We start from the raw sequence: 20696 nt of genomic DNA, 5'->3' as shown, positions 1-20696 counted from the left end.
TTAATTTTTGGTGACACCTCATAAAGCAATAAGTTGTTACCGCGTCAATTTTTGGCATCTCATGGTTACAAAATTTTCTGTTTTCCCTCTCTTGCGCTTCCTGTAGCGGCTGGATAATTTATCGCTCTCACAATGTGATTTGATGCGTTCTACTTTTGCAGGTGTGCCATGAGTGATCATAACCCGTGCATGACGTGCGGAGCCTGTTGTGCGTATTTTCGAGTCTCTTTCTACTGGGCTGAAGCCAGCGATGGCGGCGGCACCGTTCCGGTTGATCTCACTGAACCCTTAACCCCTTTTCTGCGCTGTATGCGCGGCACCAACCAAAAACAGAGCCGCTGTGTGGCACTGCAAGGTGAGCCTGGGGTATCCACCCGCTGTTCCATTTACGCGGATCGCCCCAGCCCGTGTCGCACTTTCGCGATGTCGGGAGAGGATGGGCAGGTCAATGAGGCATGCAATCGCGCCCGCGCCCGCTATGGATTACCGCCGCTTTACAAAGATATGCTTTTCCATACAAGCCTTGATGCTGCCACCAGCGTGTTATCCGGTGTACAATTGCCGGCTAATTAACACCTGCAATACTCAAGGAGAGTGCATGTCTATCACGGCGAAGTCTGTCTACCGTGACACGGGAAATTTTTTCCGCAATCAGTTCATTACCTTTTTACTGATCGCGTTGTTGTGCGCCTTTATTACGGTGGTGCTGGGTCATGCGTTCTCACCCAGTGATGAACAGATTGCCACGCTGAGCCAGGGGGAAAATCTTGCAGGCAGCGCAGGGTTGTTTGACCTTGTGCAGAATATGACGCCAGAGCAACAGCAAATCTTGCTGCGCGCATCTGCGGCATCTACCTTCTCGGGCCTGATTGGCAACGCCATTCTGGCGGGTGGCGTGTTGCTGATGATCCAGCTGGTGTCTGCCGGCCAACGCGTCAGCGCGTTACGTGCAATCGGGGCCAGCGCTCCGGTGCTGCCAAAACTGTTTATCCTCATCTTCCTGACCACGCTGCTGGTCCAGATGGGGATAATGTTGGTTGTCGTTCCGGGCGTGCTGCTGGCTATCGTGCTTTCATTCGCGCCAGTAATGGTTGTGCAGGACAAAATGGGCATTTTCACCGCCATGCGCAGCAGCATCAGGCTCGCATGGGCCAATATGCGACTGGTCGCCCCGGCCGTTATCAGCTGGCTGCTGGCCAAAACTCTGCTGTTGCTGTTTGCGCCGAATTTTGCGGTGTTAACGCCAAACGTCGGAGCGGTTGTCGCCAATACGCTGAGCAATCTGATTTCAGCCGTGCTGCTGGTCTATTTGTTCCGCCTGTACATGTTAATTCGTCAGTAACTGGGATCGCAGAATGAAGCAGTTTCTTGATTTTTTACCGCTGATCGTATTTTTCGCTTTTTATAAGCTGTACGACATTTATGCCGGTACGCTGGCGCTGATTGTGGCAACGGCTGTGGTGCTGATTTACAGCTGGGTTCGCTATCGCAAAGTTGAAAAGATGGCGCTCATCACCTTCCTGATGGTGGCGGTGTTTGGAGGTCTGACGTTGTTCTTCCACAATGATGAATTTATCAAATGGAAGGTCACGGTGATTTACGGCCTGTTTGCGGGCGCACTCCTCATCAGCCAGTGGGTGATGAAGAAGCCGCTGATCCAGCGCATGCTGGGGAAAGAACTGACCCTGCCGCAGGCTGTGTGGGGGCGTCTGAATATCGCCTGGGCACTATTTTTTATTCTGTGTGGTCTGGCGAATATCTATATCGCATTCTGGCTGCCGCAGAATATCTGGGTCAACTTCAAGGTGTTTGGCCTGACGGCGCTGACTCTTATCTTCACCCTGCTCAGCGGCGTTTATATTTATCGCCACATGCCGCAGGATGACAAGCACTGATCCTTCTGGCCAGATCGCCACGCGGTCTGGCCTCTTTTCCCGCCTTCTCTTTTCTCTACATCCTTCCTGCGAAAATGTCTGAATCATGAAGATTTTATGGAGATTGCTGTCACTTTATTGTAATGAGAATGACTATCATTAATATTCGTCATCGCATTTTTAACAAATGGAAATGAGTTGATGAATAACATAATAAGATTTGCCCCGGCTACACTTACGCTCGCCATTTTTTCAACGCTATACCAGAGCGCGCACGCAGCGGAAGATCCTCTCGCCGATGGTGAAACAATGGTTGTTCAGGCCACCGCTGAAGAGGCGCTGAAGCAACAGCCGGGGGTATCCATCATCACGGCAAAGGACATTGAAAAGGATCCACCGGTTAACGATCTTTCAGAAATTATTCGCAAAATGCCCGGGGTTAACCTCACCGGAAACAGCGCGACAGGCAGTCGCGGCAACAACCGCCAGATCGACATCCGCGGTATGGGGCCGGAGAACACGCTGATTCTGATTGACGGTGTGCCGGTGACGTCACGTAACTCGGTGCGCTACAGCTGGCGCGGGGAGCGCGACACCCGCGGGGATACCAACTGGGTTCCGCCAGAGATGGTTGAGCGCATTGAAGTGCTCCGGGGACCAGCTGCCGCCCGCTATGGTTCGGGGGCGGCCGGCGGCGTCGTCAACATCATTACCAAACGCCCGACCAACGACTGGCACGGCTCGCTCTCCCTGTACACTAACCAGCCTGAAAATGATAAAGAGGGAGCGACGAAACGCGCTAATTTTGATCTGAGCGGCCCCCTCGCGGGCGATGCGTTAACGATGCGCCTGTACGGGAATATCAATAAAACCGACGCAGATGCTCAGGACATCAACACCGCGCAAAACGGCTCTTACGCCGCCGGACGTGAAGGCGTGCGCAACAAGGACATCAATGCCCTGCTCTCCTGGAAACTCACGCCACAGCAGATTATCGATTTCGACTATAGCTACAGCCGCCAGGGCAATATCTACGCGGGTGATACTCAATACAGCAACAGCAACGTCAGCCCTGACGGTCTGGTGTCGTCCCTGTATGGACACGAAACGAACCGAATGTACCGCCAGTCTTATGGTATTACGCACAACGGCATCTGGGACTGGGGTCAGTCAAAGTTCGGTGTTTATTATGAAAAGACCAACAACACCCGCCTGGAAGAAGGCTCTACGGGCAAAGTTGAGGGGATGATCAATAGCGATAAATACGATACCAGCCGGCTGGAGTCATACCGTTCAACGGGTGAACTGAACATTCCTTTCTTCTGGCTGGTCGAACAGACGCTAACCGTGGGTGCAGAATGGAACCGTGATGAACTGAACGATCCGGCCTCAATGCAGGCGACAAATGTGTCGGGAGAAGTGATTAACGGCGTTCCCGATACGGCTTCTGAGCGCAACAGCAAAAACAGCGCTGACCTCACTGGCATCTATCTTGAGGACAATATTGAAGCGCGCCAGGGCACCAACCTGATCCCAGGGCTCCGCTTTGATTATCACAATCAGTTTGGCAGCAACTGGAGTCCTAGCCTGAACCTCTCTCAGGATTTGGGTGACATGTTCAAGGTTAAAGCGGGTATCGCTCGGGTATTTAAAGCGCCAAACCTGTATCAATCCAGCGAAGGCTATCTGCTTTCCACCCGCGGCAATGGCTGCCCGAACAACGTTTCCGAAGGAAGCTGTTACCTGTTAGGTAATCCGGATCTGGATCCTGAAATCAGCGTGAACAAAGAGATTGGCCTGGCCTTTGCGCTGGAAGGCTACGAGGCTGGCATAACCTGGTTCCGCAACGATTACAAAAACAAGATCGTTTCAGGAACGGATGTGCTGGGCCAGACAAGCAGCGGCGCAAATATCCTTCAGTGGCAGAACGGAGGAAAGGCTGTCGTTGAGGGGCTGGAAGGCAACCTCACCGTCCCGGTTATCCGCGACACGCTAACCTGGCGTACCAATGCGACGTATATGATTCAGTCTGAAAGTAAAGACACCGGCAACCCTCTGTCGATTATTCCAAAATATACCGTCAACACGATGCTCGACTGGCAGGTTAGCAGCAAACTTTCAGCGAACCTTAGCTGGACGATGTATGGCCGCCAGAAGCCAAGAGAAAATGCTGAAATCCGCAAAGAGCAGAATGCGATGTCAGATAAAGAGATTGGCGCCTATTCCATCGTTGGGATCGGCAGCAATTATCAGCTGACAAAAGATCTCCGCCTGAATGCCGGGATCAGCAACCTCTTTGATAAGCAGATTTACCGAGAAAATGACGGTGCATCGACCTATAACGAACCAGGCCGTGCGTATTACGCAGGCGTGACCCTGTCCTTCTGACCCGCTGGCGCCTGCTCTGCGGGCGCTAACCCTATTCTCTCCAGTCAGAAATCATAGTAGCATCCCGCCTGAAGTCTTCAGTTACGAGTTTAAAAACAATGACAACAAATGACGCCCCACAGGGCGAACTGGTTTTACGCACACTGGCAATGCCTGCGGATACGAATGCCAATGGCGATATTTTTGGCGGCTGGTTGATGTCGCAGATGGATATGGGCGGTGCAATCCTGGCAAAAGAGATTGCACACGGGCGCGTGGTGACAGTCCGGGTCGATGGCATGACCTTTCTGCGCCCTGTCGCGGTGGGGGACGTGGTGTGCTGTTACGCACGCTGCGTAAAACGCGGCAATACGTCTGTCTCCATCAACATTGAAGTATGGGTGAAAAAAGTCTCTTCTGAGCCGATTGGTCAGCGCTATAAGGCGACGGAGGCATTATTTATCTATGTGGCGGTGGATAGCGACGGTAAGCCCCGCCAGCTCCCACGGAGCTGATCCTCAGGTAAAAAAAAGCCTCCTTGCGGAGGCTTCTTTTATTCCATCTGTGCCCCGCCGTTCAGGCGGAAGACAATGTTCACAATCAACCCATTGCCGGGTTTACCGGCTTCATAGCGCCACCTGCGCATGGCCGATTTAACTTCGCGTTCAAACATATTCGCCGGCTGTGCGGACAGGATTTCCACGTTATCGACACGTCCATCGGCCGTAACGTCGAATTTCACCCGTACACGCCCTTCAATACGTAACGCCTGGGCACGTGCCGGGTACTGCGGCTGGTTACGGCTCAGCGCGCGCGGGCCCGCGGGCGCCGTTACCGTCGGTTTTGTCGCGGTCGTGGTGTTATTCATCAGCGGACGTGACGGGGCGGCATTTTCAACCGGCTGCGTGGCGCGTGGCTCAACCGGACGCACTTCGCGTTTCGGACGCTCTTCCACCTTTTTGACCGGTTTGGGTTTTGGCTTCGGCTTAGGTTTCGGCTCCGGCTTATGGATCACCACCGGCGCTTCTTTCGGCGGTTCAGGAACCGGCTCGGGCTCTGGCTCCGGCTCGGGTTCAACAACGGGCTGTGGCGGCGGCGCAACCTGCGGCGGCTCAAGATCCGCAGGCGATACCATGGTCACAGAAATTGGCTGCGCAGGCGCTGGCATTTCAATAACCTGATGAACCGAGGTATAGAGCAGACCCGCCACGACAGCTCCGTGAATAACGACGGAAAGCAGCGTCGGCCATGGAAAGCGGCGAGGTAAATCAAGGGTCATCGAAGTCATAATCATCAACGTTAAAAAACCGAACCTCGATTTTAAATGCAAATAGCAATCATATTCAATAAGACACTTTGTCCTGGCGCAATTTAAGCGTACATGAGGGCCAAAAAGGGGCATCCAGATCAGGGTTTTAACATTGTTATTATCTTTACATTGCAGTCATTTGCGCTTTCACATAACGTAATTGTCACTTTTACCGGTTAAGGAGCTTTGCCGTGCTTTACGTGATTTACGCTGAAGATGTACCTGATTCTCTGGAAAAACGTCTTTCCGTTCGCCCTGCTCATCTGGCGCGTTTACAGTTGCTACAGGATGAAGGTCGGTTGCTGACCGCAGGCCCGATGCCTGCCGTTGACAGCAACGATCCGGGCGCGGCGGGTTTTACCGGCTCCACGGTGATTGCCGAGTTTGAATCTCTGGAAGCCGCGCAGGCCTGGGCAGAAGCAGACCCGTACGTCGCAGCCGGCGTGTACGAGAAAGTCACGGTTCGTCCGTATAAAAAAGTATTCTGAAACGAAAGGCTCCCTCGGGAGCCTTTTCTTCATTTAGTGCAGCGACGCCAGCCTCGCCGCAAATCCGACAAACAGCAGACCTATCAGCCCGTTCCCCAGCTTCGCCAGTTTCTTTTTGGTTTTGAGGTAACGCGTGACAAACGCGCCAGAGAAAATCAGGAAGCTCATGTACATGAAGCTGATCAGCTCAAGCGTTGTGGCGAGGATCAGGAACGACGTGCCGGTATTCTTCGCATTGACATCAATGAACTGCACGAAGAACGACACGTAAAAGAGAATCGCTTTCGGGTTCGTCAGGCTCAGCACCAGCGAACGCTTAAGGATTGCGCTTGCCGGTTCGGCGCTACTTTCGTGCGCATTTTTTTGACGCGTCATAACGGACCAGAGCATTTTTCCGCCCAGCCACAGCAGATAAAACGCGCCCAGATAGCGGACAATATTAAATAAAACCGGAGTGGTCTGGATCAACGCGGCGACGCCCGCCCAGGCCAGAAACATCAGCACGGCATCACCAATAAACACACCGGTGGCTGCCAGATAGCCTTTCTTAACGCCGTGGCCAATCCCTGTTTTCAGCACAAACAAGGTGTTCGGTCCTGGAACCAGCACGATAAAAAATGCGCCGACAACATAGGTCCAGAAATTCAGTACACCAAACTCCGCAAACACGTCTCACTCCTTTCGCTCAAAAACAGCGGGGATACCGGTAATTACGGTATCCCCTGAATCAGTTGCGCTATTGTACGCCGTTATAGCCATCAAGATAAGTCGCGGCCAGTTCGTTACCAAATAATAGGGCGTCTTTACTGTCCATGTCCGAAGACCATTTATCCTTCGCGTTGCCTGCGAACAATTCCTGCGACTTCGCATTTTCTTTTAGCTGATCGCGAATGCTTTGCGCGTATTCACTGGCTTCAGCCTCAGTCCGCCCTTCCGCGCGGTCAGCTTTGCCCCGGGCATAAAGCTCGCGGAACTGCGCCACGTTCAGCTGATAATTTTTCTGCACGCTGGAGGTGTAATTGCCGCCAGTAAAGCTGGACTGATGCGACACGAAATAAAACGCGTGCCGTTCGGGTGAGGTTTTGCTGCTGGCACAACCGCTTAATATCGCAATCCCAAAGAGTGCTGCCATTACTTTTCCGTTCATCCTTTTTTCCTTTAATAAAAATGTATTCCCCATGCGAAAACATAATCTGCCAATGAGGAAAATGACGAAAGTCCTAAATCTTCCCTGAGCGCATCCAGCGCCAAAAGTACAATAAAAATCCAGAGATAAGGATTCATCTTTTAATATCATGACGTTATGGGAAGTTAGTATATCGCGGAAGCAGATGGGAAGAGACTGCAAAAATTGATAGCCTGGATGTTTAATGGGCACCTTTACGGTGCCCTTCATGCTTTTCAGATGTCCTGGACCGCGAACAACAGCGCGTTACGGTGTCTGTTCAGGCCACATTTTCTGATGGCGTGGATACGCATATTGCGGCGGGATTGTGCTTCCAGCCAACGAGCCTTACGACGACTCACCTGTCGCAACATGCGCCAGCGCCCAACTTCAGTTCTACTGCGCTTCATGTCTACAACTCTTTCTCTAACAGAGATGCCATTATATGCCTAAGCAGGCGGCAAACCAGCGCTTTTATCTGCCGTTTTTATTTGCCAGATGAATCCTGATGCGTAAACTCATAACAATACGCTTTCAAAAGGATTTTTTATTTATGACAACCTTCTACACCGTGGTGAGTTGGCTGGTCATTTTAGGATACTGGCTGTTAATTGCCGGGGTGACGTTGCGCATTCTGATGAAACGCAGAGCGGTACCTTCCGCCATGGCCTGGCTTCTGATTATCTACATTCTGCCGCTGGTGGGCATCATAGCCTATCTCTCTTTCGGTGAACTTCATCTGGGTAAACGCCGCGCCGAACGCGCCCGCGCCATGTGGCCCTCCACGGCGAAATGGCTTGCCGACCTTAAAGCCTGCAAGCATATCTTCGCTGAAGAGAACAGTAGCGTGGCCGCATCTCTGTTCAAGCTGTGCGAACGCCGCCAGGGGATTGCTGGGGTAAAAGGCAATCAGCTGCAACTGATGACCTCTTCTGATGATGTGATGCAGGCGCTGATCCGTGATATCCAGCTCGCCCGGCATAATATCGAGATGGTGTTTTATATCTGGCAGCCGGGCGGCATGGCGGACCAGGTCGCCGAATCGCTAATGGCCGCTGCACGTCGCGGTATCCACTGCCGCCTGATGCTGGACTCCGCCGGCAGCGTGGCCTTTTTCCGTAGCCCGTGGGCAGGCATGATGCGCAACGCCGGTATCGAGGTGGTCGAGGCGCTGAAAGTGAATCTTTTCCGCGTCTTTCTGCGTCGCATGGATCTCCGCCAGCACCGGAAAATGGTTCTGATCGATAACTATATCGCCTACACCGGCAGCATGAACATGGTTGACCCCCGCTTCTTCAAGCAGGATTCCGGCGTGGGGCAATGGATCGATCTGATGGCGCGGATGGAGGGACCGATCGCGACCTCAATGGGCATCGTCTACTCCTGCGACTGGGAAATTGAAACCGGGAAACGCATTCTTCCCCCGCCGCCGGATGGCAATATCATGCCGTTTGAGGAAGCCAGCGGGCACACTATCCACACTATCGCCTCCGGTCCTGGCTTCCCGGAAGATCTGATCCATCAGGCACTGCTTACCGCCGCCTACTCCGCGCGGGAATATCTGATCATGACCACGCCCTATTTCGTTCCCAGCGACGACCTTCTGCATGCCATCTGTACAGCGGCACAGCGCGGAGTGGATGTGAGCATTATTATGCCGCGCAAGAACGATTCGCTGCTGGTGGGATGGGCAAGCCGCGCGTTCTTTAGTGAGCTGCTGGCCGCAGGCGTTAAAATTTATCAGTTCGAAGGCGGCCTGTTACACACCAAGAGCGTGCTGGTGGACGGAGAGCTGAGCCTGGTGGGTACCGTCAACCTCGATATGCGCAGTCTGTGGCTGAATTTTGAAATTACGCTGGTCATTGATGACGCCGGGTTCGGTGGCGATCTGGCGGCGGTTCAGGACGATTATATCTCCCGCTCACGCCTGCTGGACGCCAGACTGTGGGCGAAACGTCCGCTCTGGCAGCGAATTGCCGAACGACTGTTTTACTTCTTTAGTCCGTTGCTGTAAAACGTGCCCAACGATGTTTAACAGGTAGTCATCATGGAAATGGATCTGAACAATCGCCTGACCGAAGACGAAACGCTCGAACAGGCCTACGATATTTTTCTCGAGCTGGCGGTCGATAATCTCGACCCTGCTGACGTCATTCTTTTCAACCTGCAATTCGAAGAGCGTGGCGGTGCTGAGCTGTTCGATCCGGCTGAAGACTGGGCCGAACATGTCGATTTTGATCTCAACCCGGACTTCTTCGCCGAGGTGGTGATTGGCCTGGCAGATGAAGACGGCGGAGAAATTAACGACATCTTTGCTCGCGTCCTGCTGTGCCGCGAGAAAGATCACAAACTGTGCCATATCCTCTGGCGCGAATAATAAAAAAGGCTGCCCGCGCAGCCTTTTTTATTTAATCCGGTAAGGCATTTCCACAGCGGTGACAAAACCGCGCGCCGGGTTCATGATTCCCCTGCTGACAATTCGGACATTTGCGTTGCTGCTTGCTGTTCTGGAAGGCGCTGCTCATATGGGTGGTAATTAACCCCGTCGGAATCGCTATCACAGAATAGCCGATCAGGATAAGAACCGATGCCACAATACGTCCGAGCGGCGTATGCGGGGTAATATCGCCATAGCCCACGGTGGTCACCGTGACGATAGCCCAGTAAACAGACGCATTAAGCGTGGTAAACCCGTATTTCGGCCCTTCGATTAAATACATCAGGGAGCCAAAAACGATCATCACGATAGCAATAAACGAATAGAAGAGAATCAGCTGGTGGCGGGCGCTGACAATGGCAACCCAAAAAACCCGCAGCGACGGCATAAAGCGCAGCAGTTTGAGAATCCGTAACACACGAATCGCCCGCATTGCACGCCAGGCAAACACATAATTCAGGCTGATCTCAGGCCACAGCCACATGACATACAGCGGCAGGATGGTGGCTAAATCAATAAATCCCCAGAAGCTGAAAACGTATTTCGCCGGATTTGGCCAGCTAATGACCCTCAGCACATATTCCGCAGTAAACACCAGCGTGACAATCAATTCCAGCCAGACGAAAACGTGCCACTCCTCATACGTCATGTGGTACTGCGTTCCGGCGCCGGATTCGATAAAGATAATAATGACGCTAATCAGCGCAAATAAACCACACAGACCTTCGAAGCGGCGACCGGAAACCGTTTCAGGATCAAATAAAAGGTGATACAGCCGCTGGCGGGCCGACGTGAATAATCGCGACACATTAACCTCGAAAAATAAGGGCTGACATCATGTCAGCCCTTGCGATTATAACGGGTCTACTTTCAGGCAGGAAACCGCATGTCGGAAACTGCCCTCCAGAACCGGCCGTGTTTTTGCACATTCCGGCCCGGCTATTGGGCATCGAGTACGGAATACGCAGCCTGAAGGCGGGTTGATTGGCGAAGGCAGTTCACCTTCCAGAAGCTGAATGGTTTTATTTTTTTCCAGATCGGGGTCCGGAACGGGAACCGCAGACATCAGCGCTTTGGTATAAGGGTGCAGAGGATTGTGGTACACCTCATCATACGTGCCCAGCTCTACGGCGTGGCCCAGATACATGACCAGCACACGGTCCGAAATGTGTTTTACCACCGCCAGATCGTGGGCGATGAAGATCAGCGACAGCCCCATTTCCCGTTGCAGTTTCTGTAGCAGGTTAACCACCTGGGCCTGGATGGAAACGTCCAGCGCCGAAACCGGCTCATCACAGATAATCAGTTTTGGTTCAAGGATCAACGCGCGTGCGATACCGATACGCTGGCACTGACCGCCGGAAAACTCGTGTGGGTAGCGGTTGATGAGGTTAGGCAGCAGACCCACCTTGAGCATCATCGCTTTCACCCGATCGCGAATTTCCTGGCGCGGCATCTTCGGATGATAGGTGCGCAGCGGCTCGGCAATGATTTCGCCAATGGTCATACGCGGGTTCAGGGACGCAAGTGGATCCTGGAAAATCATCTGGATGTCGCTGCGCACGTCGCGCCATTCATCCGGCTTCATCCCCAGCAGATCTTTGCCAAGCCAGGCCACTTTCCCGTCGGTGGCCTTCACCAGGCCGATGATCGCACGCGCAAACGTCGATTTGCCGCAGCCGGATTCGCCTACCACGCCCAGGGTCTCGCCTTCGTACAGGCGTAGCGTGACGCCATCCACCGCTTTCAGGGTTTTGGCAGGCTGCCAGAACCACTGTTTACCGTCTTTGATATCGAAATGGACCTTCAGGTCAGCGATTTCGAGCAGCACATTTCTTTTTTCGTCGATCGCGTTCATACCAGCTCCTCCAGCGGCTTAAAGCAGGCGCGCAGACGGCCTGGGGCAAACGCTTCCAGCGGCGGTGCGCTGTTACAGATTTCCATCGCATGCGGACAACGCGGCTGGAACGGGCAGCCTTTTGGCAGACGCAGCAGGTTTGGCGGGTTACCCGGGATAGTCAGCAGCGACTCCCCTTCCGCATCAAGACGCGGAACGGCATTCAACAGCCCGATAGAGTACGGATGGGCTGGCTGATAGAACACATCGCGGGCATTACCGTATTCCATCGTGCGGCCTGCATACATGACTAACACTTTGTCGCAGATCCCGGCAACGACGCCTAAATCGTGGGTGATCATAATGATGGCGGTGTTGAACTCGCGCTTCAGCTCGTTCAGCAACGTCATGATCTGCGCCTGGACGGTCACGTCCAGGGCGGTGGTTGGTTCATCAGCGATCAGCAGTTTTGGCCGACAAAGCAATGCCATCGCGATCATGACGCGCTGGCGCATACCGCCGGAGAATTCGTGCGGATACATGCGCATGCGCTTGCGTGCCTCAGGCATTTTCACCGCATCCAGCATTTTGACGGACTCTTCAAACGCTTCGGCTTTGCCCAGCCCCTTGTGGAGCATCAGCACTTCCATCAGCTGTTCGCCCACCCGCATATAGGGGTTCAGGGACGTCATCGGATCCTGGAAAATCATTGAAATCTGCTCGGCGCGCAGCTTGTTCAGCTCATGTTCCGGCAAATTCAGGATCTCTTTCCCGTTAAACGTCGCCGAACCGCCGATCACGCCGTTTGACGCCAGCAGGCCCATCAGCGCGAATGCGGTCTGGGATTTACCGGAACCGGATTCGCCCACAATGCCCAGCGTTTCACCGGCACGCAGGTCGAAGTTGAGATCGTTAACGGCAGTAACATCACCGTCAGGGGTTTTAAACGTCACGCGGAGGTCTTTAACGTCCAGCAGTGCGCTGGTCCGCTGTTGCGCCTGTGGCGCGGTTGCCGTTTCAATAATGGTCATGACGGCGCTCCTTAACGGTCTTTCGGGTCGAGGGCATCACGCAGGCCATCGCCGATAAAGTTGAAACAGAACAGGGTGACGACCAGGAAGCCCGCCGGATACAGCAGTAACCACGGTGACACTTCCATGGAGTTTGCGCCATCACTTAACAGAGCGCCCCAGCTACTCAACGGCTCCTGCGTACCTAATCCCAGGAAGCTCAGGAAAGATTCAAACAGGATCATACTTGGCACCAGCAGGGAGGCGTATACCACCACCACGCCCAGCACGTTAGGAACGATATGACGCACCACAATATTGGCGGTAGAAACGCCACCAACCTGTGCGGCTTCGATAAACTCCTTACGTTTAAGGCTCAGCGTCTGGCCGCGCACAATACGCGCCATATCCAGCCAGGACACCATCCCGATCGCCACGAAGATCAGCAGGATATTTTGACCAAAGAAGGTCACCAGCAGAATGACGAAGAACATGAACGGGAAGGAGTTCAGGATTTCTAGCAGACGCATCATCACGGAGTCCACTTTCCCGCCGAGGTAACCGGAAAGCGAGCCGTAAAGCGTGCCGACAATCACCGCCACCAGCGCCGCCGCGATGCCAACCATCAGGGAGATACGGCCGCCAATCGCCACACGCACCAGCAAATCACGCCCGGAGGAGTCGGTGCCGAAATAGTGCCCGGATTCCATATCCGGCGCGCTGGACATCATGCCCCAGTCCGTATCGAAATAGGTGAACTGAGAGAGCATTGGCGCCAGGGTTACGAACAGCGCGATAAGCACCAGCACGACCAGGCTGGCAACGGCGGCACGGTTATGCATAAAACGACGGCGGGCGTCCTGCCAAAGGCTACGACCTTCGACCTCCAGCTTTTCACTGAAGTTTTCCAGCGCCTCGCTGTTTTTCTTACTCAACATCATGGCGTGCTCCAGTTAGTAACGGATTTTCGGGTCGATAACGGCATACAGCACATCGACAACGGCATTAAACAGAATGGTCAGCGCGCCCACGAGGATCGTCAGGCTCAGCACCAGCGAATAGTCACGGTTAAGCGCCCCGTTAACAAACAGCTGCCCGATACCCGGCAGGCCATAAATGGTTTCAATCACCATTGAACCCGTGATAATGCCGACGAAAGCCGGACCCATATAGGAGAGTACCGGTAACAGTGCAGGCTTGAGGGCATGACGGAAAATAATCCGGCGCATCGGCAGCCCTTTCGCACGGGCGGTACGGATGAAGTTCGAGTGCAGGACCTCAATCATTGAACCGCGGGTAATACGGGCGATGCTGGCGATGTAGGCCAGAGATAATGCCACCATCGGCAATATCATGAACTTCAGCGCCCCGCCGTTCCAGCCGCCCCCGGGGAGCCATTTCAGGGTTATGGCGAATATCATGACCAGCAACGGCGCGACAACGAAGCTGGGGATAACCACCCCGGTCATTGCGACCCCCATTACGGCGTAATCCCATCGGGTATTTTGTTTTAGCGCAGCGATAACGCCCGCAGTGACACCGAGAACAACGGCCAGGATAAATGCAGCAGCCCCTAATTTAGCCGATACCGGGAAGCTGGACGCCACCAGGTCGTTAACGGAATAGTCTTTATATTTAAATGACGGACCAAAATCACCGTGTGCAAGTTGCTTCAGATAGTTGAAGTACTGCGTGGTGATAGGATCGTTTAAATGGTATTTCGCTTCGATGTTGGCCATAACTTCTGGCGGAAGCGTGCGTTCACCGGTAAAAGGACTGCCCGGTGCAAGACGCATCATGAAGAAGGAAATTGTAATTAGAATAAATAACGTTGGAATCGCTTCAAGACAGCGACGCAGGATAAATTTCAACATTGCCCGTACCTTCTGGCGTGTGCCTGATGAATGTTACAAAATAGACACAGTGGGGCAAGCTCGCTCGCCCCACGTATTGCCATTAATGCTTGATAATATAAAGATTCTTAACGGAAATATTATCCAACGGGTCTTTACCGGTATAACCCCCTACCCATGGTTTCACCAGGCGGGCGTTAACGTAGTAGTAAACCGGAACGATCGCAGAGTCTTTATCGAGCTGTTGTTCTGATTTCGCGTACAGATCGGCGCGCTGGGCGTCATCTGCCACCTTCAGGGTTTCGCCAATCAGCTTATCAAACGCCGGGCTCTTATAGTGTGCGGTGTTGTTCGAACTGTCGCTCAGCATGGTGTTCAGGAATGAGGTCGGTTCGTTATAGTCCGCACACCATCCTGCACGTGCCACGTCAAAGGTTCCCTGGTGGCGCGTATCGAGGAAGGTTTTCCATTCCTGGTTTTCCAGCTTCACGTTCACGCCGAGGTTTTTCTTCCAGATTGACGCGACGGCAATAGCCAGCTTTTTATGCAGATCGGAGGTGTTGTACAACAGGCTAAAGGTCAGCGGCTTGTCGGCGGTATAGCCAGCTTCAGCCAGCAGTTTTTTCGCTTCTTCGTTACGTTTTTCCTGGGACCATTTGAACCATTCAGGTTCAACCAGCTTCATACCGTCGGTGTAAGGCGGGGTGTAGCTGTAAGCCGGCAGGTCGCCCTGATTCTTCACTTTATTCACGATAATGTCGCGATCCAGAGCCAGCTTCAGTGCGGTACGAACACGTACGTCGGTGAACGGTGCTTTCTGGTTGTTAATTTCGTAATAGTAGGTGCACAGATACGGATCGACGTGAACTTCTTTCGGGATCTCTTTTTTCAGCTTCTGGAACAGTTCAATCGGCATATTGTTATAGGTCATGTCGATTTCACCGCTGCGGTAGCGGTTTACGTCCGTCACTTCAGAAGAGATTGGCAGGTAGGTGACCTGATTGATAACGGTCTTCGCATTATCCCAATACTGCGGGTTACGCTCCAGCACCATACGTTCGTTAACGACCCAGTCCTTCAGCTTATATGCACCGTTGGTCACGATATTCGCAGGCTGCGTCCATTTTTCACCAAATTTTTCTACTGCGGATTTTGGTACCGGGGAGACGGACGGGTGAACCAGCAGCTTATAGAAGTACGGAACAGGTTCGCTCAACGTCACTTCAAAGGTGTTGGCATCGATGGCTTTTACGCCCAGGTCGGTAACTGGCTTTTTACCCGTGATGATGTCATCGATATTGGCAATATGGCCATACTGGAGGTAACTCGCATACGGGGAGGCGGTATTCGGATCCGCCAGACGCTGCCAGCTATAGACGAAATCTTCGGCGGTAACCGGCGTACCGTCGGACCATTTCGCATCTTTACGCAGATGGAAGGTCCAGACTTTAAAATCTTTGTTGTCCCATTTTTCCGCCACGCCCGGAGCCGGGTGGCCGTCTACGTCAGTCACCAGCAGACCTTCAAACAGATCGCGGTTAACGTTAGACTCTGGAACACCTTCAATTTTGTGCGGATCAAGAGACTGCACTTCCGCACCGTTATTACGTACCAGCGTTTGCTTCTCAGCCAGCTGAACACCAGCAGGAACGTCCGCAGCCATTGCAGCGTTGCCCGCGATTAGCGCAGTTAAAATCCCCGCCGCTACCAGACTTTTTTTTGTGATGATGGACATTGTGTTGATACTCCACTCATTATAATGACTGACCTTCGCCAGTTGTGTAATCCCCTGTTGGGGCCTGTACAGCGCAGGAGTTTTTTTTGCTACTGTCAGGTTCTTTTTTTACTTCTTGCTATCACCGACTTCATTATTACTGACCGCTCGTACGGCGGTCTTGCGTCGATTCTTTACACCTCTCCCCTGTCAGAGAGATGCGTTGGATATCTTATGTGAGGGCTATATGAAAATAGTTCTCATCAACTTGTTTAATGCTGCAAAATATAAGGCCGGAAAGTACCAAATGGTGCCAACTCTCGCCAATACATTTTGCAAATTTGTTAAGCATTTCTCTTTTACGATGGCTGGCATAACTGTGGTGCCAACCCTGGCTTACGCCGAAATCAACAAAAAGAGATGTAATTCATACAGATAAGAAATTTTGTTGCTACAAACGCGACGACAAAGCTTGGCTGAACGATTTTTCACGATAATTTAACAATTGATTATTATTTAGCACATTCGTCTGAGTCAGCGCCGAAATTACTAATATCATTTCGGTTATCTGTCAGCAAGCCCCAGAGTATCATGTGAGTAAAATAACAGAGGGTTTGAGGGATTTATGCGCGGCAAGGGGAAATGAAAATAAACAACCCCTTGAAAAACAACAGAAGAGGATTATTAGTAGAACTTATTATGACTGGCGCCTATTTCAACTTTATTTATATGATTTGCAGATAATCACGTAAAAAAAACGGAGCCGCTGGCTCCGCTCTTTCAAATGAAAGTCAGTGTACTAACCCGGGGAATATACTTTTAATACCGGTAACGATAAATTCGATGCCCAACGCCATTAACAACAGACCCATGATACGGGTAATCACGTTGATGCCCGTTTGTCCCAGCAAGCGAACCAGCCATGGCGCCATACGAAATACACCCCAGCAGCACAGCGCGAACAGCGCAATAGCGACGGAAAAGCCAATCAGGTGCATCAGGCTGTGGTAGCGCGTTCCCCAGACAATAGTGGAACTGATCGCCCCCGGGCCCGCCATCAGCGGCAGTGCCAGTGGCACGACCCCGATGCTCTCGCGGATAGCTGTCTCTGATTTTTCCTGCTTGTTCTGTTTATCCTCCCCCAGCTTGCCGCTGATCATCGACATGGCAATCGTCACCACCAGGATCCCGCCTGCTATACGGAACGAATCAATCGAGATGCCGAAGACCTGAAGAATGGCGTCCCCGAGATAAAGAGAGGTAAGTAGGATGATCGCCACCGACAGGTTTGCCGTCAGGTTGGTTTTATTTCGTGCCGCAGCCGTCTGATAGCTGGTCATACTAATGAAGACAGGGATGATCCCTACCGGGTTAACCAGAGCAAACAAGCCGATAAAAAACTTGAAATATGTAGGGAAATCAAAGAGCGTTTGAATCACATTAAGCTCCGCAATTGAGCATGGCCAGGGAGAAACTGCGTGTCATGATAAATCCGCGCTGAAGATACGCTTTTTAGCCGCATACTTCACCAGAAATCTGTTCTTAAACGTTATCAATTCATGATGTTAAACATTTGTGTAATCAATGATATCGCTGCTTCCAATAGTTACTTAATTATTTAACAGTAGAATAATTAGCACAAAATAACCCTGCTGAAAGGTATCAGCTTAGGACAAAATTGATCTCGATCATAATTTTCGTACTCAGAAGTGAGTAATCTTGGTTACGCCGCCAGGGAGATCACCTATCAAAAAGGTATGATGCTAAGGTAAGGCTCTTTTAGTAAATTAGTGAGCTGGAGCAGTGAGTAATCCTTTGTTTTACTGTGTGTTACGCAAGTGGGATCGGCTCTGACTATACTGTCAGACGTATCGAGCGCTGGTTTACTAAAAGAGTTTAAACATTATCAGGAGAGCATTATGGCTGTTACCAATATCGCTGAACTGAACGCCCTCGTCGAGCGCGTAAAAAAAGCCCAGCGTGAATATGCCAATTTCACCCAAGAACAGGTTGATAAAATCTTCCGCGCGGCCGCTCTGGCTGCTGCTGATGCTCGAATCCCTCTCGCTAAAATGGCCGTTGCCGAATCCGGCATGGGTATCGTTGAAGATAAAGTGATCAAAAACCACTTTGCTTCAGAGTATATCTACAACGCCTATAAAGATGAGAAAACCTGCGGTGTGCTGTCAGAAGACGATACTTTCGGCACCATCACCATCGCAGAACCGATCGGCATCATTTGCGGTATCGTTCCAACCACTAACCCAACCTCTACCGCCATCTTCAAATCTCTCATCAGTCTGAAGACACGTAACGCAATCATTTTCTCCCCGCATCCACGTGCGAAGGACGCCACCAACAAAGCAGCAGATATCGTGCTTCAGGCTGCCATTGCGGCGGGTGCACCAAAAGATCTCATCGGCTGGATCGACCAACCTTCTGTTGAACTGTCCAACGCCCTGATGCATCACCCTGACATTAACCTGATTCTGGCGACCGGTGGTCCTGGTATGGTTAAAGCAGCGTACAGCTCCGGTAAACCAGCCATCGGCGTAGGCGCAGGTAATACCCCTGTGGTGATCGACGAAACGGCTGATATCAAGCGTGCTGTTGCCTCTGTGCTGATGTCTAAAACCTTCGATAACGGAGTTATCTGTGCATCTGAACAGTCTGTTGTCGTGGTTGATTCGGTATACGACGCCGTTCGTGAACGTTTCGCCAGCCACGGCGGCTACCTGTTGCAAGGTAAAGAACTGAAAGCCGTTCAGGACGTGATTCTGAAAAATGGTGCGCTGAACGCGGCTATCGTAGGTCAGCCTGCGTATAAAATCGCTGAGCTCGCTGGCTTTAGCGTCCCTGCTACCACCAAGATTCTGATTGGTGAAGTGAAAGTCGTTGATGAAAGTGAGCCGTTTGCTCACGAGAAACTCTCCCCGACGCTGGCAATGTACCGTGCGAAAGATTTCGATGACGCGGTAGATAAAGCAGAGAAGCTGGTGGCGATGGGCGGTATCGGCCACACCTCTTGCCTGTACACCGACCAGGATAACCAGCCTGAGCGTGTTGCTTACTTCGGTCAGAAGATGAAGACGGCACGTATCCTGATCAACACCCCTGCTTCTCAGGGTGGTATCGGTGACCTGTACAACTTCAAACTCGCACCTTCCCTGACTCTGGGTTGTGGTTCCTGGGGTGGTAACTCCATCTCTGAAAACGTTGGTCCAAAACACCTGATCAACAAGAAAACCGTTGCTAAGCGAGCTGAAAACATGTTGTGGCACAAACTTCCGAAATCTATCTACTTCCGCCGCGGCTCTCTGCCAATCGCGCTGGATGAAGTGATTACTGATGGCCACAAACGTGCGCTCATCGTGACCGACCGTTTCCTGTTCAACAATGGCTATGCAGACCAGATCACCTCTGTTCTGAAAGCGGCTGGCGTCGAAACTGAAGTCTTCTTTGAAGTTGAAGCTGACCCAACCCTGAGCGTTGTACGTAAAGGCGCTGAACTGGCGAACTCCTTCAAACCTGATGTGATCATCGCGCTGGGTGGCGGTTCCCCAATGGACGCCGCGAAAATTATGTGGGTGATGTACGAACATCCGGAAACTCACTTCGAAGAACTGGCGCTGCGCTTTATGGATATCCGTAAACGTATCTACAAGTTCCCGAAAATGGGCGTGAAAGCGAAAATGATCGCCGTCACCACCACTTCCGGTACTGGTTCAGAAGTGACGCCATTTGCCGTTGTGACTGATGACGCAACCGGTCAGAAATACCCGCTGGCTGACTACGCACTGACGCCAGATATGGCTATCGTTGACGCCAACCTGGTCATGGAAATGCCGAAATCACTGTGTGCGTTCGGTGGTCTGGATGCGGTAACTCACGCTCTGGAAGCTTACGTTTCCGTACTGGCCTCTGAGTTCTCTGACGGTCAGGCTTTGCAGGCGCTGAAACTGCTGAAAGAAAACCTGCCAGCTTCTTACAACGAAGGTTCGAAAAACCCTGTTGCGCGTGAACGTGTACACAGTGCGGCAACCATCGCGGGCATTGCGTTTGCTAACGCCTTCCTGGGTGTCTGTCACTCCATGGCGCACAAGCTGGGTTCACAGTTCCACATTCCTCACGGTCTGGCGAACGCCCTGTTGATCAGCAACGTTATCCGCTATAACGCCAACGACAACCCAACCAAGCAGACTGCATTCAGCCAGTACGACCGCCCACAGGCGCGCCGTCGTTATGCTGAAATCGCAGATCACCTGGGTCTGAGCGCACCGGGCGACCGTACTGCCGCGAAGATCGAGAAACTGCTGGCATGGCTGGAGAGCCTGAAGGCTGAACTGGGTATTCCTAAATCTATCCGCGAAGCAGGCGTTCAGGAAGCTGACTTCCTCGCTCACGTAGATAAGCTGTCTGAAGATGCATTCGATGACCAGTGTACTGGTGCTAACCCGCGCTACCCACTGATTTCCGAACTGAAACAGATCCTGCTGGATACTTATTACGGTCGTAACTTCACTGAAAGCGATGTCGCTGCCGTAAAAGTTGAAATCCCCGCAGTTGTAAAGGCTGACAAGAAAGCGAAGAAAAACGCTTGATTGACAGTGTGACAAAAAACCCGCCGCTGGCGGGTTTTTTT

At 52.2% G+C, this 20696-nt stretch carries 20 protein-coding genes and 1 pseudogene; 9 read left to right on the top strand and 12 right to left on the bottom strand.

The genetic code is table 11. From position 1 onward, the window contains the following. Window positions 1-168 precede the first annotated feature (168 nt). From SK58_RS11945 to yciA, 5 genes are all read left to right on the top strand, one after another. Window positions 169-573, top strand: a complete 405-nt coding sequence (locus SK58_RS11945; protein ID WP_017384228.1) for a YkgJ family cysteine cluster protein — start codon at window positions 169-171, stop codon at window positions 571-573. Between the two features lie 25 nt (window positions 574-598). Continuing rightward, entirely contained in the window at window positions 599-1342 is a 744-nt protein-coding gene (locus SK58_RS11940; protein ID WP_015570376.1) for a YciC family protein, read from the top strand. Between the two features lie 13 nt (window positions 1343-1355). Next, a complete protein-coding gene (locus SK58_RS11935) occupies window positions 1356-1895 on the top strand; it encodes a septation protein A (protein WP_003856762.1) in 540 nt (179 codons plus the stop codon). 180 nt (window positions 1896-2075) lie between these two features. Further along, on the top strand, window positions 2076-4262 hold the full coding sequence (locus SK58_RS11930; RefSeq protein ID WP_040117741.1) for a TonB-dependent siderophore receptor: 2187 nt from the start codon (window positions 2076-2078) through the stop codon (window positions 4260-4262). A gap of 98 nt (window positions 4263-4360) precedes the next feature. Continuing rightward, window positions 4361-4756, top strand: coding sequence for an acyl-CoA thioester hydrolase YciA (gene yciA / locus SK58_RS11925; RefSeq protein WP_003856759.1), 396 nt, complete (start codon window positions 4361-4363; stop codon window positions 4754-4756). Between the two features lie 38 nt (window positions 4757-4794). Here the strand turns inward: yciA and tonB are convergent, their stop codons facing one another. After that, window positions 4795-5520 carry a TonB system transport protein TonB gene (tonB, locus tag SK58_RS11920; protein ID WP_040117742.1) on the bottom strand — a complete coding sequence of 242 codons (726 nt, stop codon included), beginning with the start codon at window positions 5518-5520 and terminating at the stop codon, window positions 4795-4797. Between the two features lie 221 nt (window positions 5521-5741). On the opposite strand from tonB, the gene SK58_RS11915 reads away from it, so the two are divergent. Further along, entirely contained in the window at window positions 5742-6038 is a 297-nt protein-coding gene (locus SK58_RS11915; protein WP_003856755.1) for a YciI family protein, read from the top strand. 33 nt (window positions 6039-6071) lie between these two features. Here the strand turns inward: SK58_RS11915 and leuE are convergent, their stop codons facing one another. The 4 genes from leuE to SK58_RS22880 all read right to left on the bottom strand — a co-directional run bounded on the left by leuE (window position 6072) and on the right by SK58_RS22880 (window position 7613). Next, window positions 6072-6707, bottom strand: coding sequence for a leucine efflux protein LeuE (gene leuE, locus SK58_RS11910; protein WP_006810877.1), 636 nt, complete (start codon window positions 6705-6707; stop codon window positions 6072-6074). Window positions 6708-6774: 67 nt separating this feature from the next. Then, a complete protein-coding gene (locus tag SK58_RS11905) occupies window positions 6775-7185 on the bottom strand; it encodes an Exc2 family lipoprotein (protein ID WP_015570374.1) in 411 nt (136 codons plus the stop codon). Window positions 7186-7196: 11 nt separating this feature from the next. Further along, on the bottom strand, window positions 7197-7322 hold the full coding sequence (locus SK58_RS23255) for a KPN_01571 family protein (RefSeq protein ID WP_208971014.1): 126 nt from the start codon (window positions 7320-7322) through the stop codon (window positions 7197-7199). Between the two features lie 117 nt (window positions 7323-7439). Then, a complete protein-coding gene (locus tag SK58_RS22880; protein WP_017384232.1) occupies window positions 7440-7613 on the bottom strand; it encodes a YciY family protein in 174 nt (57 codons plus the stop codon). Between the two features lie 143 nt (window positions 7614-7756). Between SK58_RS22880 and cls the strand changes: the two genes are divergently transcribed. Next, window positions 7757-9217, top strand: a complete 1461-nt coding sequence (cls, locus tag SK58_RS11900) for a cardiolipin synthase (protein ID WP_003856750.1) — start codon at window positions 7757-7759, stop codon at window positions 9215-9217. A gap of 33 nt (window positions 9218-9250) precedes the next feature. Further along, window positions 9251-9580, top strand: a complete 330-nt coding sequence (locus tag SK58_RS11895; RefSeq protein WP_003856748.1) for an HI1450 family dsDNA-mimic protein — start codon at window positions 9251-9253, stop codon at window positions 9578-9580. Window positions 9581-9611: 31 nt separating this feature from the next. On the opposite strand, the pseudogene SK58_RS11890 reads toward SK58_RS11895, so the two are convergent. The 7 genes and pseudogenes from SK58_RS11890 to SK58_RS11860 form a co-directional block, all read right to left on the bottom strand. Continuing rightward, window positions 9612-10479 (bottom strand): annotated as a pseudogene (locus SK58_RS11890) (ion transporter). Window positions 10480-10493: 14 nt separating this feature from the next. Then, entirely contained in the window at window positions 10494-11498 is a 1005-nt protein-coding gene (gene oppF, locus SK58_RS11885; protein ID WP_017384233.1) for a murein tripeptide/oligopeptide ABC transporter ATP-binding protein OppF, read from the bottom strand. Further along, window positions 11495-12508 (bottom strand): ABC transporter ATP-binding protein, encoded by a 1014-nt coding sequence (locus SK58_RS11880; protein ID WP_017384234.1) that lies wholly within the window; start codon window positions 12506-12508, stop codon window positions 11495-11497. Before SK58_RS11880 ends, oppF begins: the two co-directional genes overlap by 4 nt. Before the next feature lie 11 nt (window positions 12509-12519). Continuing rightward, window positions 12520-13428: an oligopeptide ABC transporter permease OppC gene (gene oppC / locus SK58_RS11875; RefSeq protein ID WP_003856740.1), complete on the bottom strand. Its 909-nt coding sequence runs from the start codon at window positions 13426-13428 to the stop codon at window positions 12520-12522. A 12-nt stretch (window positions 13429-13440) separates the two neighbouring features. Beyond that, complete coding sequence (gene oppB, locus SK58_RS11870; RefSeq protein ID WP_003856738.1) at window positions 13441-14361, bottom strand: oligopeptide ABC transporter permease OppB; 921 nt, start codon at window positions 14359-14361, stop codon at window positions 13441-13443. 82 nt (window positions 14362-14443) lie between these two features. Then, entirely contained in the window at window positions 14444-16075 is a 1632-nt protein-coding gene (gene oppA / locus SK58_RS11865) for an oligopeptide ABC transporter substrate-binding protein OppA (protein WP_003856736.1), read from the bottom strand. A 770-nt stretch (window positions 16076-16845) separates the two neighbouring features. After that, the gene (locus tag SK58_RS11860; protein ID WP_017384236.1) at window positions 16846-17493 is read right to left on the bottom strand and encodes a YchE family NAAT transporter; all 648 of its coding nucleotides are present in this window, start codon (window positions 17491-17493) and stop codon (window positions 16846-16848) included. Window positions 17494-17973: 480 nt separating this feature from the next. Between SK58_RS11860 and adhE the strand changes: the two genes are divergently transcribed. Beyond that, the gene (gene adhE / locus SK58_RS11855; RefSeq protein ID WP_032103375.1) at window positions 17974-20655 is read left to right on the top strand and encodes a bifunctional acetaldehyde-CoA/alcohol dehydrogenase; all 2682 of its coding nucleotides are present in this window, start codon (window positions 17974-17976) and stop codon (window positions 20653-20655) included. Window positions 20656-20696: the final 41 nt, after the last annotated feature.

Origin of the sequence: Enterobacter sp. BIDMC93 (genome assembly GCF_001037805.1) — a bacterium.
Classification (GTDB): Bacteria; Pseudomonadota; Gammaproteobacteria; order Enterobacterales; family Enterobacteriaceae; genus Enterobacter; species Enterobacter hormaechei_C.
Note: the sequence above shows the minus strand (reverse complement) of the source record. Positions and strands in the feature narration are given on the sequence as shown.